Annotated in this window: 16 protein-coding genes; 12 read left to right on the top strand and 4 right to left on the bottom strand. The window is 40.2% G+C overall.

The window, feature by feature from the left end; translation table 11 throughout:
• Positions 1-11: 11 nt before the first annotated feature.
• On the top strand, positions 12-1748 hold the full coding sequence (locus tag KAN5_RS06430; protein WP_016709629.1) for a DUF3466 family protein: 1737 nt from the start codon (positions 12-14) through the stop codon (positions 1746-1748).
• Between the two features lie 96 nt (positions 1749-1844).
• On the opposite strand, the gene KAN5_RS06425 is transcribed toward KAN5_RS06430, so the two are convergent.
• On the bottom strand, positions 1845-2351 hold the full coding sequence (locus KAN5_RS06425; protein WP_138555201.1) for a DUF2062 domain-containing protein: 507 nt from the start codon (positions 2349-2351) through the stop codon (positions 1845-1847).
• Positions 2352-2576: 225 nt separating this feature from the next.
• Between KAN5_RS06425 and KAN5_RS06420 the strand changes: the two genes are divergently transcribed.
• Genes KAN5_RS06420 through tcdA form a run of 7 tightly spaced genes read left to right on the top strand, consistent with a single transcriptional unit; the run spans position 2577 to position 9804 of the window.
• The gene (locus tag KAN5_RS06420; protein WP_244390769.1) at positions 2577-4610 is read left to right on the top strand and encodes a DNA internalization-related competence protein ComEC/Rec2; all 2034 of its coding nucleotides are present in this window, start codon (positions 2577-2579) and stop codon (positions 4608-4610) included.
• A gap of 58 nt (positions 4611-4668) precedes the next feature.
• Positions 4669-6414 carry a lipid A export permease/ATP-binding protein MsbA gene (gene msbA, locus KAN5_RS06415; RefSeq protein WP_016709632.1) on the top strand — a complete coding sequence of 582 codons (1746 nt, stop codon included), beginning with the start codon at positions 4669-4671 and terminating at the stop codon, positions 6412-6414.
• Positions 6411-7391 carry a tetraacyldisaccharide 4'-kinase gene (lpxK, locus tag KAN5_RS06410; protein ID WP_016709633.1) on the top strand — a complete coding sequence of 327 codons (981 nt, stop codon included), beginning with the start codon at positions 6411-6413 and terminating at the stop codon, positions 7389-7391. The genes msbA and lpxK overlap by 4 nt, the downstream gene beginning before the upstream one ends.
• Positions 7381-7578 (top strand): Trm112 family protein, encoded by a 198-nt coding sequence (locus tag KAN5_RS06405; RefSeq protein WP_016709634.1) that lies wholly within the window; start codon positions 7381-7383, stop codon positions 7576-7578. The genes lpxK and KAN5_RS06405 overlap by 11 nt, the downstream gene beginning before the upstream one ends.
• Positions 7566-8339 carry a 3-deoxy-manno-octulosonate cytidylyltransferase gene (gene kdsB, locus KAN5_RS06400; protein WP_016709635.1) on the top strand — a complete coding sequence of 258 codons (774 nt, stop codon included), beginning with the start codon at positions 7566-7568 and terminating at the stop codon, positions 8337-8339. The genes KAN5_RS06405 and kdsB overlap by 13 nt, the downstream gene beginning before the upstream one ends.
• Entirely contained in the window at positions 8332-9003 is a 672-nt protein-coding gene (locus tag KAN5_RS06395) for a TIGR01621 family pseudouridine synthase (protein WP_016709636.1), read from the top strand. The genes kdsB and KAN5_RS06395 overlap by 8 nt, the downstream gene beginning before the upstream one ends.
• Positions 9004-9804, top strand: coding sequence for a tRNA cyclic N6-threonylcarbamoyladenosine(37) synthase TcdA (tcdA, locus tag KAN5_RS06390; RefSeq protein ID WP_244390768.1), 801 nt, complete (start codon positions 9004-9006; stop codon positions 9802-9804). It abuts the gene before it with no gap.
• Here the strand turns inward: tcdA and KAN5_RS06385 are convergent.
• The 3 genes from KAN5_RS06385 to KAN5_RS06375 all read right to left on the bottom strand — a co-directional run bounded on the left by KAN5_RS06385 (position 9801) and on the right by KAN5_RS06375 (position 12861).
• The gene (locus KAN5_RS06385; RefSeq protein WP_016709638.1) at positions 9801-10217 is read right to left on the bottom strand and encodes a SufE family protein; all 417 of its coding nucleotides are present in this window, start codon (positions 10215-10217) and stop codon (positions 9801-9803) included. The two genes, tcdA and KAN5_RS06385, sit on opposite strands and share 4 nt — an antisense overlap.
• Positions 10218-10230: 13 nt before the next feature.
• Positions 10231-11445, bottom strand: a complete 1215-nt coding sequence (locus KAN5_RS06380) for a SufS family cysteine desulfurase (protein WP_138555198.1) — start codon at positions 11443-11445, stop codon at positions 10231-10233.
• A 129-nt stretch (positions 11446-11574) separates the two neighbouring features.
• Positions 11575-12861, bottom strand: a complete 1287-nt coding sequence (locus tag KAN5_RS06375; RefSeq protein WP_016709640.1) for a citrate synthase — start codon at positions 12859-12861, stop codon at positions 11575-11577.
• Between the two features lie 411 nt (positions 12862-13272).
• On the opposite strand from KAN5_RS06375, the gene sdhC reads away from it, so the two are divergent.
• Genes sdhC through KAN5_RS06355 form a run of 4 tightly spaced genes read left to right on the top strand, consistent with a single transcriptional unit; the run spans position 13273 to position 16488 of the window.
• Positions 13273-13650 (top strand): succinate dehydrogenase, cytochrome b556 subunit, encoded by a 378-nt coding sequence (gene sdhC / locus KAN5_RS06370; protein ID WP_080571547.1) that lies wholly within the window; start codon positions 13273-13275, stop codon positions 13648-13650.
• Positions 13641-13988: a succinate dehydrogenase, hydrophobic membrane anchor protein gene (sdhD, locus tag KAN5_RS06365; protein WP_016709642.1), complete on the top strand. Its 348-nt coding sequence runs from the start codon at positions 13641-13643 to the stop codon at positions 13986-13988. Before sdhC ends, sdhD begins: the two co-directional genes overlap by 10 nt.
• Positions 13989-15761, top strand: a complete 1773-nt coding sequence (gene sdhA, locus KAN5_RS06360; RefSeq protein ID WP_016709643.1) for a succinate dehydrogenase flavoprotein subunit — start codon at positions 13989-13991, stop codon at positions 15759-15761.
• Positions 15762-15771: 10 nt separating this feature from the next.
• On the top strand, positions 15772-16488 hold the full coding sequence (locus tag KAN5_RS06355) for a succinate dehydrogenase iron-sulfur subunit (protein WP_016709644.1): 717 nt from the start codon (positions 15772-15774) through the stop codon (positions 16486-16488).
• Positions 16489-16537 lie beyond the last annotated feature (49 nt).

Raw genomic sequence — 16537 nt, 5'->3', positions numbered from 1 at the left:
TAAGGACTAAAATGAAATATAAATTACTCGCTGCTAGTATTTTAGCTACCATGAGTACCTCGGCACTTAGTGCAACGTATCAGTTAACTGAGCTGAGTGTATTAGCCGATACAAAGCATAACTATGTTAAAGATGTTAGTGAAAGCGGGCACATAATTGGCCTTTCTAACGGCTTATACAACTTACCTATTGATGTTAGTTATATTGATTTCACAGATAGCGCAATCGAAAGAGCTTATGAACAACAAGAAGACTACTTCGAGTTAATTGATAAGCAAATTACCTTTACGCTTGATGATATTGAAAATAATAATGCAGCGGCAACTAATCCTGATGCTCACAGTTTTATGCTGTCTTTTTTAACAGCGCAAGCAACGAACCCTGATTATCAAAAACTAGCTAATATTGTCGGGTACAATATTTTAAATGGCGAAGCCCAAGAGCAAGTATTATTTGATATCGCTTCAGTTGATTATGATGGTTTAACGCGTTCTGTTAGCAATTTTTATAATGCCGTAGCAGAAGATGGAATCGCAGTGGGCTGGGGCAGTGCGCCTTATGAAAAAACAGTGTTTACTCCAGATGGTGAAACTGAAGAAGAAACCCGTTTCGTGCGCGATTTTATCTCTCGGGGTATTATTGTCTCTCCTGACGGATTGAGTGTGCCACTGGTCCCTGAGTTTGATGAATACGGCGGAATAAGTAGTGCCAGTGATATTGTAAAAACAAATTCAGGCTATACGGTGGTAGGCCAAGTGTCGACAGGTATACCAGCTGATCGTCAAGAAAATATCGATGATTCTTGCGATGGTGAAGACCAACCCGTTTCTGTGTGTATTGAAGGTTTACAAAGAAGTACTTCGTCTCGTTTATTTGATACCCGCGCTGTTAGATGGAGTTTAGATAGTAATTTAAATATTACCAATACAGAGTTATTAGGTTTAGGGTTAACACCTGAAGAAGATGATGACTTTGCCTTTATAAGCAATGCACTGGCTGTTAATAGTAATGGCACCGTTGCAGGTTTTTCTGATGTACGTGATCATGATAGTTCATCAACGATTCGTTCGTTACCTGTTTATTACAAAGACGGTAAAGTGGTTGAAATGCTTGATCAAGAAGATGACTGGACTGCTGGTAAGTCATTAGCGATTAATGAGAATGACGTTATCGTGGGGTATGGCATAAGAAGAATTGAAGGTTCAGACCGACTTAAATTTTTCTACCACGACATTGCAAGTAACAGTACAGTGTTCCCTACGGATTACTTTAATAGCTCAGCGTCAATAGCCAATGATATTAATGATAACGGTTATATCGTAGGTGAAGGTGAAACTGATGTATTTAATGTTGGCTCACGTCGTCGTGAAGGTTTCTTGTATAAGATTGGTGAAGATGCAATCACCAACATTAATGATTTATTACCGTGTTACGAAGCTGATGGTGAAACGCGTTATAAATATGTCGTGTCAGAAGCAAAAGTAATAAACAACAAAAATGAAATTTTTGGTGTTGCAACGAAGACAGTTGAAAAAACGGATACATTAGGTGGCGTGGTACGAGATATTAACGGTGAAATAGAATACGAAAGTATTGCAGTCCCAGTTAAGTTAACACCTATTGATGGCAGTATCGAAAGTTGTTCAGATCCTGAGACGGACACTTACGAACGTCAATCTGCTAGTTTTCCTTGGTATACCTTATTGTTGTTACCGTTAGTTGGCTTACGTCGCGCGTTTCGTAAATAACAGCTGAGCCATTCAATTAATAATATACAAATAAAAACCCTGCTTTACTCAGCAGGTTTTTTTTTGTCTATACTTTAACTAAATTAGGAACGTTGACTATTTATGGCGATTTACCCAAGCCTTGCGTACTGAACGACGCCATAAAAAGTCCACGCCGAAATAGCCTATCGCAGAGGCAAAAGTAGCGCAGATCAAGGATCCAACTAAAAAAGCAGGGCCGATAGTGGTTAAGCTGTCTAAAAACCATTGCCAGCTAGGTTCAAAAGCAAAGTGTTGCTCGGGCTGACCTAGTGCAATAGTGCCGATCAGATAAGAGCAGTAAAAGATAGGTGGCATTGTTAGCGGGTTAGTGATCCACACAACGGCGACTGAAATAGGTAAATTAACTCGTAACGGAATAGCCAGAGCGGCGGCAAGCACCATTTGAAAAGGAACAGGGATGAAAGCGAAAAATAAACCGACAGAAAATGCCCCACGAGCGGAACGGCGATTTAAATGCCAGAGATTGGCATCGTGGAGTAAACGACCAAAAATTTTTAAAGATTTATGATGTTTAACTTTATTGTGATCGGGTAAAAACCGTTGGATCGTTTTCTTAGCCATTTAAAGCAACCATTTACATCTGTTTGGTTAAGCGTTGGGTTTGTTGTTGGTTGTATTATAACCGTTTTTTATTATCAGACCCTTGTATTTACAGTTTTCGCTTTATCTCTATTAATTGCGAGCGCTTATTTTAAGCCGTTTTACACAGTATTGTTAGGTTTTATTTGTGGAATTTGCTGTGTTTGGGGACATTTTTCTAGCTTCTATACTATTTCACCGTTAGTTTTGCATGAAAATCAACCGTACTATTGTCAGCTCACTGTTGTTGACGTTATTTCACAGCGTGATCACTTCTATGTGAAAGTTCAGCTTAACAAGATTAATCAACAAAGTCAGTCAGCGCTAAAACCGCCTTTTGCACTAGTTACGTTAAAAAGTGAGCAGCAGCTTGAAGCTGGTGATGATATTAACACTTGGCTACAGCTAACAAAATATCGCAGTCAAAAAAACTATGCTGTGTTTGATAAAGAGCTCTATGCATTTAGTGAACGAATCTTTTTTAAAGGGAAACAGGTAGGCAATTATATTGAAATAACCAAAAATACAGATACTGAACTGATTAAATCGTATCGCCAATATATCAACAATATATACCAAAATAGCACGTTAAACTGGTTGTACTACCCACTGTTAACGGGCGATCGCAGTGAGATGAGTTTTTCACAAAAAGAAGAGCTGCAGCAATTCGGCATCAGCCATTTATTAGCTATTTCAGGATTGCACATAGGCTTAATGTTTAGTATCGGCTTTTTCATTACTCGTACTATCATGAGCTGTTTAAACTTTATGGTTAAACCTTGGACACAGCAGTTAAATTTGTCACAGATTTATGCTTTAGGTGGGTTTTTACTGGCATTTAGTTATGTGTATTTAAGTGGTTTTATAGTCTCTGCTACGCGAGCATTGCTTATGCTAGGCTGCTATTTAGTTATTTATTTTTATGCCAAACAAGCATTACGTTGGCGTAGTATTTTGTTTGCTTTGGTGTGCGTATTACTTATTGACCCCTTTAGTCTACTTAATCCTGGGCTTTACTTTTCATTCACTGCGGTAGTCATCATTTTCTGGGTATTGAGTGTTATCTCCTTCTCTGCGATAGGTTTAGTTGCAATCATTAAAACTTTGATCATTTTACAAATAGCCTTGTTTATAGGTTTATTGCCGTTATCACTTTATTATTTTAATGGGGTCAGTGTAATTGGTTTAGCTGTTAATTTAGTGGCGATACCAATACTTGGTTTTATTATAATGCCAAGCTTAGTGTTGTTTTCAGTGATGAGTCTGCTACTTGATATGAGTAGCTTGATTGGTGTGTTCGATTATTTGTTACAGTACGCCTATCGGTCGTTAACTTTACTACCGGTTGAGTATCGCTGGATTGATACCGCTACATTTAGTTTGCAATGGCTAATTAGTAGTTATCTCACAATTTTCATTGTATGTTTTACACCATGGCGATTAATGGGGTGTTTTCCTATTGCTGTTAGTTTTTTTGACTACTATTTGCAGCCAAAACCAGTGTGGCAGCTTGATGTGTTTGACGTAGGTCATGGCACAATGGTGTTAGTTAGCAAACAAGGTAAAGGCTTTATTTATGATTTGGGACCTGTGTATTTTAATACATATACAAGGATAAACAATACCTTAGTGCCTTACTTAACCAGCAAGGGAATTGAAACCGAAGTTACCTTGATAAGCCATATGGATAAAGACCATGTTGGCGGGTTGGCTCACTGGTTGCAGCACGGCTATCATCATACCTTTAGTTTGCTACATCCGAATGGGCCGGAGCAAGGTTGTAAAGCGGGTAAATATAGCTTCTATAACTTGATGATTACAGTACACGAACCTGCAGAGTATTTACAAACTGAGAATGATAATTCGTGTGTTGTTCATATTAGTGATGGGACTTTTAGTGTTTTACTACCAGGAGATATATCAGCTAAAAGAGAAGCGCAATTACTCGCACGGCAAAATGGACTTAAGAGTACTGTTTTACTGAGTCCCCATCACGGTAGCAACACATCATCGAGTGATCTATTTATTAAAGCAGTATCCCCAGAAGTGGTGATCCATTCAACAGCCTATAAAGGGCAATGGCAATTACCGCATCGGCAAGTTGTTGCACGATTTGCTGATCATAATGTATTGCAATACACAACGGCCGCACATGGACAGATAAATATTGCCTTTTATCAACATGAATACACGATAAATCTAGCTCGATATGATGAAAGTTATTGGTTTCTAAAAGATTGAGTTTAGTTTTATGGAGCTGGAGGCTACAATAGCCACAGACTATGAATAAGAGAGTGTTATGGATCAAACTACATCACAAATTTATAAGCGCTTATTGTCGTATGTGGGTGATTATAAAAGTATCGCCATATTAGCTGTGATCGGCATGATAGGTTACTCGGCTATGGATGCTTTATTCATTCAATTAATGAAACCATTTATTGACCAAGGTTTAAATGAACGCAATAGCGATGTTTTAAAATACGCTCCATTCGTGGTGATTGCATTAGTAATAGGTCGTGGCTTTTTTAATTATATGTCATCTTACTGCCTCAGTTATGTTGGGTCTCAAGTTGTGCGTGCGTTGCGTCAGCAATTGTTTGAGCATATTTTACATCTGCCTGTTTCATTTCACGATAAAAACTCAACGGGTGATTTAATTTCTAAAATAACCTTTGATACTGAACAAGTACAACAAGCAATTACTAAAGCGATGCTTGTTGTTGTTCGTGAAGGAGCTTTCGTTGTTTTTTTACTGGGGCTTATGTTTTATACCAGTTGGAAATTATCACTGATATTCTTAATTATTATTCCGCTTGTTGCTGTCATTGTCAGTGTCGTATCCAAGCGTTTTCGTTATATCTCTAAAAATATTCAATCAGCAATGGGTCAAGTAACCCGTAGCTCAGAACAAATGCTCAGTGGTCATAAAGTGATCCATGGCTTTGGCGGGCAGCAGCAAGAAATATCACAGTTTGCGCACATTAATAATCATAATCGCCAACAGCGCATCAAAATGGACGCCACCAAAGCGTTAAGTGTTTCTATTATTCAGATTTTAGCTGCCAGTGCGATGGCAGTTATTTTATGGGTGGTTGCAATGCCGTCGATGATCGATGCCATTAGCTCTGGAGATTTTGTGGTACTTATTTCATCTATGATGATGTTACTACGCCCACTTAAGCAACTTGCTAATGTTAATAGTGATCTACAACGTGGTATTTCAGCCGCGCAGAGTATTTTTTTAGTTCTTGATGAAGAAGTAGAAAAGGATAGCGGTACAGTGTGCGTGGATAAAGTACAAGGGCATATTGAAGTTAAACACGTCACCTTTAGCTATCCCACTAAAGATGAGCCAGTATTAAAGGACTTATCACTGACCATTAAAGCGGGTGAGAGCATTGCCTTAGTGGGGCGTTCAGGATCTGGTAAATCAACGATTTCTAACTTATTACCGCGCTATTATGACTTACAACCACCGGGTGAAATATTACTAGATGGTATTGCGCTCAGTGATTATAAGTTGACTGATTTACGTAAGCAATTTGCTTTGGTTTCACAGCAAGTTGTGCTCTTTAATGACACCATTGCTAACAACATAAGTTATGGCATTAACCGTGAACTTACTGGCGATGAACTCTTAAATGTAGCTAAGCAAGCACATGTGTGGGAGTTTGTTAAAGATTTACCTGATGGTCTAGATACCATGGTCGGTGAAAATGGCGTAATGTTATCAGGCGGGCAACGCCAGCGTATCGCAATTGCGCGAGCGATTCTAAAAGATGCACCAATTTTAATTTTAGATGAAGCAACATCTGCATTAGACACAGAATCAGAAAAGTTAATCCAACAGGCACTTGAACACTTGATGAAGGATAAAACCTCAATTGTGATTGCTCACCGTTTATCAACGATTGAAAACAGTGATCGGATTTATGTTATTGATAATGGTCAAGTGATCGAAAGTGGTGATCATCAGTCATTACTTGAAAAAGACGGCACGTATTCAGCTTTATGCAAAATGCAATTTGGTGAAAACGGGTGAGTAAAATAGAACAAAGCTGGTATCAAGGGCTCAGTGTTATCACTGTATTGCTGTTACCTTTGAGTTTAGTGTTTTGGTTGATCAGTACAGTGCGCCGTGCAGCATATGAAATAGGGTTCTGTAAAGCGTACATGAGTCCAGTGCCAGTTATTGTGGTTGGTAATATAAGTGTCGGCGGCAATGGTAAAACCCCTTTTGTGATCTGGTTAGTTAGCCATCTACAACAGCATAATTTAAAAGTAGGGGTGATCAGCCGTGGTTATGGTGGCCATAGTAAAGATTACCCTTTGACTGTGACAGAAAGTACCAGTCCTGCTGATGCTGGTGATGAACCGGTGTTAATACAGCGAAGATTAGCCTGTCCTGTGGTGGTAGGTCCAAACCGAGAAGCAAACATCAAACAGTTACTTAGCGAGCATCAACTCGATGTCATTGTCTCCGATGATGGCATGCAACATTACAAAATGGCTAGGGCCATAGAATGTTGTATTGTCGATAGTCAACGTCGCTTTGGTAATGGTTTTATTATGCCTGCAGGGCCACTGAGAGAAACCCAAGCACGATTAAATTCTGTGGATTTAGTCATTGAAAATGGTGGCGATAACCCATTTAACTATCAACTGAAAAGTGCAGAGTTATTGACCGTTGCTAATGCAACAGCAGCACAAACAACCTTACTTGAAGGTCACGCTGTAAGTGCAATAGGAAACCCACAACGCTTTGAAAATAGTTTACGTGAACAGGGGATATCGCTATTAAGTTGTCATCATTATCGTGATCACTATGCGTACAGCTCAGCTGACTTTGAAAAATTTAATGATGAAATAGTGTTTATGACAGAAAAAGATGCGGTAAAATGTCAATTATTCGCAAAACCAACATGGTATTTTTTACCTGTAGACGCGCAGCCATCTGCAGCGGTGGTTACTAAACTAGATTTATTACTAAAAGAAAAAGGGATCCTCGATGGCCTTTGATACAAAGTTACTTGAAATAATTGCCTGCCCAGTCTGTAAAGGCAAGCTACGTTTAGATAAAGAAAACAATGAGTTGATCAGCACGGCAGCAAAGTTGGCTTATCCAATTCGTGATGATATTCCAGTATTGCTTGAAAACGAAGCACGTGAGTTATCGCAGCAAGAGATTGAAAAGTGGAATTCGTAGTTGTTATTCCAGCGCGATACGCATCTAGCAGGTTACCGGGTAAGCCGTTAGCGGATATTTGTGGCAAACCGATGATCCAACATGTGTATGAAAAAGCAATGGCAGCAGGAGCGAGTAAAGTAGTTATTGCAACCGATCATCAAAAAGTATTCGATGCAGTTAGTGCGTTTACCAAAAATGTACTAATGACCAGTGAAGATCATCAATCAGGCACTGAGCGTCTAGCACAAGTAATGGATTTACTCGCATTAGCGGATGATACTATTGTGGTAAATGTACAAGGTGATGAGCCATTACTTGCTTCTGAAAATGTTGCACAGGTTGCTGCATTGCTTGCCGATTCATCTGCACCAATGGCAACGCTAAGTGTTGCCATTGACGATATAGCTGAAATATTAAACCCTAATGCAGTTAAAGTAGTCAGTGATATTAATAAAAATGCCTTGTATTTTTCCCGTGCCAGCATTCCTTTTGACCGCGCTAATATGATGGAGGCGGCCAACAACCATCAATTAAATACTGCACACTATCAGCGACATGTGGGAATCTATGCTTATCGTGCGGGCTTTATCAAGCAATACATTGAACTGACGCCTTCACCACTTGAACAATTAGAATCGTTAGAGCAACTTCGTGTGCTGTATCACGGTCATCAAATTAAAATTGAACAAGCACAAATAGCCCCCCATGCTGGGGTAGATACACCTGAAGATTTAGCGCGTGTGATAAGCTATTTAGAAAGTAAAGCTGCGAGTGAATAAGCTTATTTTATCCGTACATGCTCGGCATGATGATTTTTATATTATAGAAAAACCACCAGGGCTTAACTTTCACAGCGAAGATGGCCCAGGTTTCGTGGTACTTGCAGAGCAGCAGCTAAATGAAAAGCTTTATGCGGTACATCGTTTAGATAAGGTGACATCTGGTTTAATTATCTTAGCGCGAAACAGCACAGCGGCGGCTGAGTTCACTCGTTTATTTACTACACATCAGGTTGACAAGTTTTATCTCGCGCTATCTGATGCTAAGCCGAAGAAAAAACAAGGCTGGGTGAAAGGTGATATGATTAAATCACGTCGTAGTAGTTTTAAGCTTTTAAAAAGTATTGAAAACCCTGCGATCACCCGTTTTTATTCACTCAGTGTAGCAGCTAACTTACGTGGCTTTATTTTAAAGCCATTTTCAGGAAAAACCCATCAATTACGGGTTGCTTTAAAGAGTTTAGCGGCGCCTATTTTAGGTGATCCACTGTATGGTGGCACGTCCGCACAGCGTACCTATTTGCATGCTTATGCACTTTGCTTTAGCTGGCAAAATCAACAATATCAGTTTGTGTGTAAACCTGATAGTACAACACTGTTTAGGCAGTTAATTGAACACGAAAATTTTCACACATGGCAACAGCCATGGCAATTGGATTGGTAAATGACAGACTCTATAACCGATATTCGTTTTGGCGGTATAAAGCGCTTATATGGACAACAACAATTTGCATGGCTGCAAGAGGCACACTTTTGTGTTATTGGTATAGGTGGTGTTGGCTCTTGGGCCGCAGAAGCCTTAGCAAGAACTGGCGTTGGTAAGTTGACGCTTATTGACCTTGATGATATTTGTGCAACGAATGTCAATCGACAAATTCATGCCTTAACTGGCACTGTGGGTGAAGCAAAAGTGGAGGCAATGAAAACACGCTGTGAGCTTATTAACCCAGAGTGTGAAATTAATGTGATTGATGATTTTATTACGTTAGAAAATATTCGTGAACATATCCAGAATTTTGACTATGTAATTGATTGTATTGATGCAGTAAAAGAAAAAGCAGCGTTAATCGCACATTGTAAACGAAATAAAATACCGGTAATCACCACAGGTGGAGCTGGTGGACAAACAGATCCTAGCCAAATAACCTTTGGTGATGTTGCTAAATCAACCCAAGACCCTTTACTTGCGAAAGTACGTTATATTTTGCGTAAGCAGTATAACTTTAGTAGCAACCCTAAACGTAAATTTAATATCGACTGTGTCTATTCAACAGAGCAACTGGTTTATCCTGGTACGGATGGTAGTGTATGCCATACAAAACAAAATGCGGATGGCTCACTGAATATGGATTGTAATAATGGCTTTGGCTCTGTGACTATGATCACTGGCAGTTTTGGCTTTTTTGTAGCCGCTAAAGCGGTGCGTAAATACCTAGACAAAAAACACCGTTTAGCAAAGGTTTAAAGTGATCTATCAGCAGCCATGGATTGAATTCGTTCAACCATGGCTTTAATGCCATTCCCCCGTGATGGACTTAAATGTTGAATAAGCCCTAATCGTGAAAATTCAGCAAGTGCGTCGGTTTTAATCACTTGCTCTGGCGTCAAGCCATTATATAAAGCTAATACAATTGCCAATAAACCTTTGACTATACGTGTATCAGAGTCGCCAACAATAACGAGAGTGTTCTCTTCTAGATCAAAGTCTAAATATATCCATACTTTACTTTCACAACCAGGTACAAGGGCGCTATCTGTTTTTAAAACGCCAGGCATTGGCGGCAATTGTTTACCTAAAAGCATTATTTCACGGTATTTTTGCTGCCATGCTGGTGCATTTTCAATGGAAAACGCAATCTCTTTAAACGTTTTAATCATGTCTTATCCGAATTTAGTCTAATAACGCAATGCATTCTTGCAAAGCTGCGATGAATAAATCAACGTCTTGGTGGTTATTATAAAATGCAAAACTGGCGCGCACACTGCCATTTATGCCTAAATGTTGCATAAGAGGTTGAGCACAATGGTGACCGCTACGTACAGCTACACCATAGCCATCTAATAGGGTGGCTATATCAAAAGGATGTTCATCTTTATAGTTAAAGCACAAGGTGCCAATGTTGTTGTTAATGTCGCTATAAATAGTAATTCCATCAATTAGTTGTAGTTTTTCTACTGCATAATTAAAAATGGCTTGTTCATGCGTATATACATTAGTCTTATCTAAACTGACTAGATACTTAATTGCAGCAGAAAAAGCGATGACAGCGGCGATATTGGGAGTACCAGATTCAAATTTTGCGGGCGCTTGGCGAAAAGTTGTTTCAGTTAATGTGACAGTTTCAATCATTTCGCCGCCAGTTTGATATACAGCTAAGCTATTTAAGCGCTCATAACGACCATATAATCCGCCTAAACCCGTTGGCCCGAGCATTTTATGTGCTGAAAATACGTAAAAATCGCAACCTAGTTGTTGTAAGTTAGGCTGTAAATGTAGGGCTGCCTGCGCACCATCTACTAGCGTGATGGTATGTTGCTGCTTTGCTGCGTGTAAAATTGTTTCAAGTGGAGTGATATTGCCCAGTGCGTTTGATGCATGTGTTATTGCAAGTACCGTGGGCTTGTGTTGTTCAATAAAATTAACACATTGTTCAACGTTAAAGCGTCCATTTTGCTGTAAAGGTAAAGTCAGCAATGTTGCGCCTGTGCGTTTCGCAAGTTGTTGCCATGGCACAATATTAGCGTGATGTTCTAACGCAGAAATGACAATTGTAGACTGGTTATCTAGTTGTTCACTCAGGCCATTGGTAACAAGGTTGATCGCCTCAGTTGCGCCTTTCGTCCATACTAATTCATTGGCTGTGATATTAAAAAACGCAGCAACAGTAGCTCTGGCTTGTTCATAGGCGAGGGTGGCTTGCTCACTGAGTGTATGACGGCCGCGGTGTACATTGGCATTGTTCCGTGCATAAAATTGCTCAGTTGCAGCAATGACAGCTTGCGGTTTTTGAGTTGTCGCAGCTGAGTCAAGGTAGACCAGTGGTTGCTCGTTGATAAGTTGCTTGAGAGCAGGAAAGTCTGCACGAATTTTTTCTACATCAAACATAACGTTTCAACATCTAATAAGACAAACCAAATTTAAAATGAGCGAGAATTGTAATCACTTTATGATTTTTCTCAAGGGCTGGACACAAAAAAGGCCGCAAATGCGGCCTTTTTTAGCATTAACTAACGGTTAACGCTTATCAGATGATACGTAATCACGATGTGTGTGACCAGTATAAAGCTGACGTGGACGGCTGATCTTATGACCCGGTTGAGATAACATCTCATCCCAGTGCGTGATCCAACCTACAGTACGTGCCATTGCGAATATCACAGTGAACATGCTTGTAGGAATACCGATTGCTTTTAAGATGATACCTGAGTAGAAATCTACGTTAGGGTAAAGTTTCTTCTCTACAAAGTACGGATCTTCAAGTGCAATTTGCTCAAGCTTCATTGCAATATCAAGTAATGGATCTTGAATGTTAAGTTCAGCTAATACTTCATGGCACGTTTGACGCATCACCGTTGCGCGTGGGTCGAAGTTTTTGTAAACACGATGGCCAAAGCCCATAAGACGGAACGGATCCGCTTTATCTTTTGCTTTAGCAACGTATTCGTCAATACGGTCTACTGAACCAATTTCTTCTAACATGTTTAAACATGCTTCGTTTGCACCGCCATGAGCAGGGCCCCAAAGTGATGCGATACCCGCTGCAATACATGCATATGGGTTAGCACCAGAAGAACCTGCAAGACGTACAGTAGACGTTGATGCGTTTTGTTCGTGATCAGCATGAAGCATAAAGATTTTATCCATCGCTTTAGCTGTAACAGGGTTCACTTTGTATTCTTCAGCTGGAACAGAGAACATCATGTGTAAGAAGTTTTCTGCATAGCTTAAGTCATTACGTGGGTAAACAAATGGTTGACCTACGTTATATTTATAAGCCATCGCCGCGATAGTTGGTAATTTAGCAATCAGTTTCACTGCACTAGTTTTACGCTGAGTAGGGTCCGTGATATCAAGATCTTCATGATAAAAAGACGATAATGCACCTACTACACCACAAAGCATTGCCATTGGGTGAGCGTCAAAACGGAAACCTTGGAAAAAGTTTGCAATTTTCTCATCAAGCATAGTGCTATGCGTGATTTCTGATGCAAATTCAGCATATTGCTCTTTTGTAGGTAATTCACCATTTAATAGTAAATAGCATAGCTCAACGTAATCTGAGTCTTCTGCCAATTGCTCAATTGGGTACCCACGGTGCAATAGAATACCTTTGCCACCATCAATGTAAGTGATTGAAGATTCGCAAGAACCAGTCGACATGAAACCTGGGTCATAGGTAAAGTGACCGTGAGCACCTAACGTACGTACGTCAATAACATCTTGACCAGCAGTGCCTTGGTAAATTGGAAGTTCGATTGGATCTAGACCATCAATATGGACCGTGGCTTTCTTATCCGCCATCTATTTATCTCCTATTAAGATAACAACTCTGATTGTTATGTTCTGAATCTGTTTAAGCACATTCTTTTCATTTTAACGTGAAAGAGGGGGTTAAAGTCAATTTTTATAAACATTATGCACAAATGTATAATAAATATTCTGACGGGATTAAATATTATACCATTGGCTAATTCGCAAACGTCTCTAACTAAACAAGAATTGTAAAAAGACCTTGGGCTATATATACTATCGAAGGTTTTATACCGTATTGTCTGTAGGTAAATGTTATTTTTGCAGCTAATTTTTGCATAAATGTGAACTTTGTTGTTAAAAAGAGCTTTGCTTAGATAGTTCCATCAGAAAAATCGTTTTCTGATGGGTTAAGAAAAACAAGTAGATGAGCCCCAATGTGGGCAAGATGGGCAAGTAACTGTGAAAAAGCAAAGACCTGTAAATCTAGATCTAACAACTATATCTATGCCGGCATCGGCTAAAGCATCAATTTTTCACCGCGTCACCGGTGTTGCATTATTTTTTGCTTTAACGTTTGTCATTTGGGCTTGGTCAGAGTCTCTTTCTTCAGCTGAAGGTTTTGAATTCGTCAAGGGTCTGTTTAGCGGATTCATTGCCAAATTTATAGCTTGGGGCACCATTTCTGTATTGGCGTATCACCTAATTGGTGGTATCCGTCATATCATTATGGATATGGGACATTGGGAAGAACTTGAATCAGGTAACCTCAGCGCTAAAATTGCAATGGCACTTGGCGTTGTGGCTTCTGTATTAGCAGGGGTGTGGATATGGTGTTAAATCAAGCAACTCTAAAACGTGACGGCGTACAAGATTATGTTTCGTTACGTACCACGGCACTAGTAATTACCGCGTATGCGATTTTTATTATTGGCTACTTCTTATGTACGCCAGAAGTCACTTTTGAAGCATGGCAAAGCCTGTTTTCAAACCTCGCAATGAAAGGGTTCACACTTATTACCCTCGTTTGTATTATGGTTCATACCCGTATTGGTCTTTGGCAAGTATTGACTGACTATGTTAAGTGCGCAACTTTACGTGCTGTTCTAGGGTTTGTATTAAACCTGATGGCCGTCGCATACGTAGCAATTGGTCTAATCGTTTTATGGGGTGTTTAAGTGAAATATTCTGTTCGTGAATTTGACGCCGTTGTGATTGGCGCAGGTGGTGCGGGTATGCGCGCGGCACTTGCAATCACTGAATCAGGTAAAACCTGTGCGCTTATCTCTAAAGTTTTCCCAACCCGTTCTCATACTGTGTCTGCACAAGGTGGTATTACGGTTGCGCTGGGTAACTCGCATGATGATAACTGGGAATGGCATATGTATGATACGGTAAAAGGTTCCGATTTTATCGGTGACCAAGACGCTATCGAATACATGTGTAAAACAGGCCCAGAAGCAATTACTGAATTAGAAAACATGGGTCTACCGTTTTCTCGTTTTGAAAATGGCCGTGTTTACCAACGTCCTTTCGGTGGTCAATCGAAAAACTTTGGTGGCGAGCAAGCTGCTCGTACAGCAGCAGCTGCTGACCGTACAGGTCACGCGTTATTACACCTTCTTTATCAGCAAAACGTTAAAAACAAAACCAATGTGTTCTCTGAGTGGTATGCATTAGATTTAGTTAAAAACGATGATGGTAATGTGGTAGGTTGTACTGCAATCGATATCGAAAGTGGTGAAGTTGTTTATTTCAAATCGAAAGCGGTGGTATTGGCAACTGGTGGTGCAGGTCGTATTTTCGCATCAACAACGAATGCACACATTAACACTGGTGACGGTGTTGGTATGGCGACTCGTGCTGGTATTGCTATGCAAGATATGGAAATGTGGCAGTTCCACCCAACAGGTATTGCAGGAGCAGGTACACTTGTAACTGAAGGCTGTCGTGGTGAAGGTGGTTATCTTTTAAATAAAGATGGCGAACGTTTCATGGAACGTTATGCACCAAACGCGAAAGACTTAGCGTCACGTGATGTTGTTGCCCGTTCAATGATGACAGAAATTCGTGAAGGTCGTGGTTGCGATGGCCCTTGGGGTCCACACATTAAGCTTAAACTTGACCACTTAGGTGAAGAAACGCTTAATCTACGTCTTCCAGGTGTATGTGACCTTGCTAAAACATTTGCTCACGTTGACCCAGCTAAAGAGCCAATTCCAGTAATTCCTACTTGTCACTATATGATGGGTGGTGTACCAACTAACGTAAATGGTCAAGCCCTACAAATTGATGCTAACGGCAACGAAAAAGTAGTAGAAGGCTTATTTGCGGTTGGTGAAATTGCCTGTGTATCTGTACACGGTGCAAACCGCTTAGGCGGTAACTCATTACTTGACTTAGTGGTATTTGGTCGTGCGGCCGGTAACTTCTTAGGTACTTACCTAAATGATGTTGAAGTGTCAAAAGACGCATCAGATTCAGACTTAGAAGCGGCACTTGCACGTTTCAATCGTTGGGAAAACTCAACGGCTGGTCAAGGTGAAGATCCAGTGCAAATCAAGAAAGACTTGCAAAAATGTATGCAACTTAACTTCTCAGTATTCCGTGAAGGTGAGTCTATGGCAGCTGGTTTGCAAGAGCTTAAAGAAATTCGTGAACGCTTGCAGCATGCACGTCTTGATGATAAATCATCAGACTTCAATACTGCACGTATCGAATGTCTAGAGCTAGATAATTTGATGGAAACAGCGTACTCAACAGCAGTTGCTGCAAACTTCCGCACAGAAAGCCGTGGTGCTCACTCACGTTTTGACTACCCAGATCGCGATGACGAAAACTGGTTATGCCACTCAATATTCAATCCGGTTACGGATGAAATGAGCAAACGTGATGTTAACTACGCGCCTAAATTGCGCGAAGCATTTCCACCTAAAGCACGTACATACTAGGAGCGAGACGATGGCACAAGTACAATTTTCTGTTTATCGTTATAATCCAGATGTTGATAACGCCCCACGTATGCAAGAATATACTTTGCAAACGGAAGAAGGCCACGACATGATGGTATTGGACGCACTTTTATTATTAAAAGAGCAAGATCCAACGTTATCATTCCGTCGCTCATGCCGTGAAGGTGTATGTGGTTCTGACGGTGTTAACATGAATGGTAAAAATGGTCTAGCATGTATTACTCCTTTATCTACGCTACAAAAAAATGGCAAAGGTAAAATTGTAATTCGTCCGCTACCAGGTTTACCAGTGGTTCGTGACCTTGTTATTGACATGAGTCAGTTCTACACTCAATACGAAAAAGTAAAGCCTTATCTAATTAATGATACACCTGCTGCAGGTGAGCGCCTTCAATCAATCGAAGAGCGTGATAAGCTAGATGGTTTGTATGAGTGTATTCTATGTGCATGTTGTTCTACATCGTGTCCTTCGTTCTGGTGGAATCCAGACAAGTTCATAGGTCCAGCTGGTCTTCTTCATGCATATCGTTTCTTGGCTGATAGCCGAGATACTGCAACTGAAGAACGTTTAGCAGACTTAGACGATGCATTCAGCGTGTTCCGTTGTCACAGTATCATGAACTGTGTTAGCGTTTGTCCTAAGGGTCTTAATCCTACTAAGGCAATTGGACAAATCAAATCAATGTTAATAAGCCGTTCGGTTTAATAATCTTGATAAAAGTAAGATGGCTAATGTTAATTAGCCATCTTGTAAT

Origin of the sequence: Pseudoalteromonas sp. KAN5 (genome assembly GCF_022846535.1) — a bacterium.
Lineage (GTDB): Bacteria > Pseudomonadota > Gammaproteobacteria > Enterobacterales > Alteromonadaceae > Pseudoalteromonas > Pseudoalteromonas haloplanktis.
This window is presented reverse-complemented; position numbering and strand designations above follow the sequence as displayed.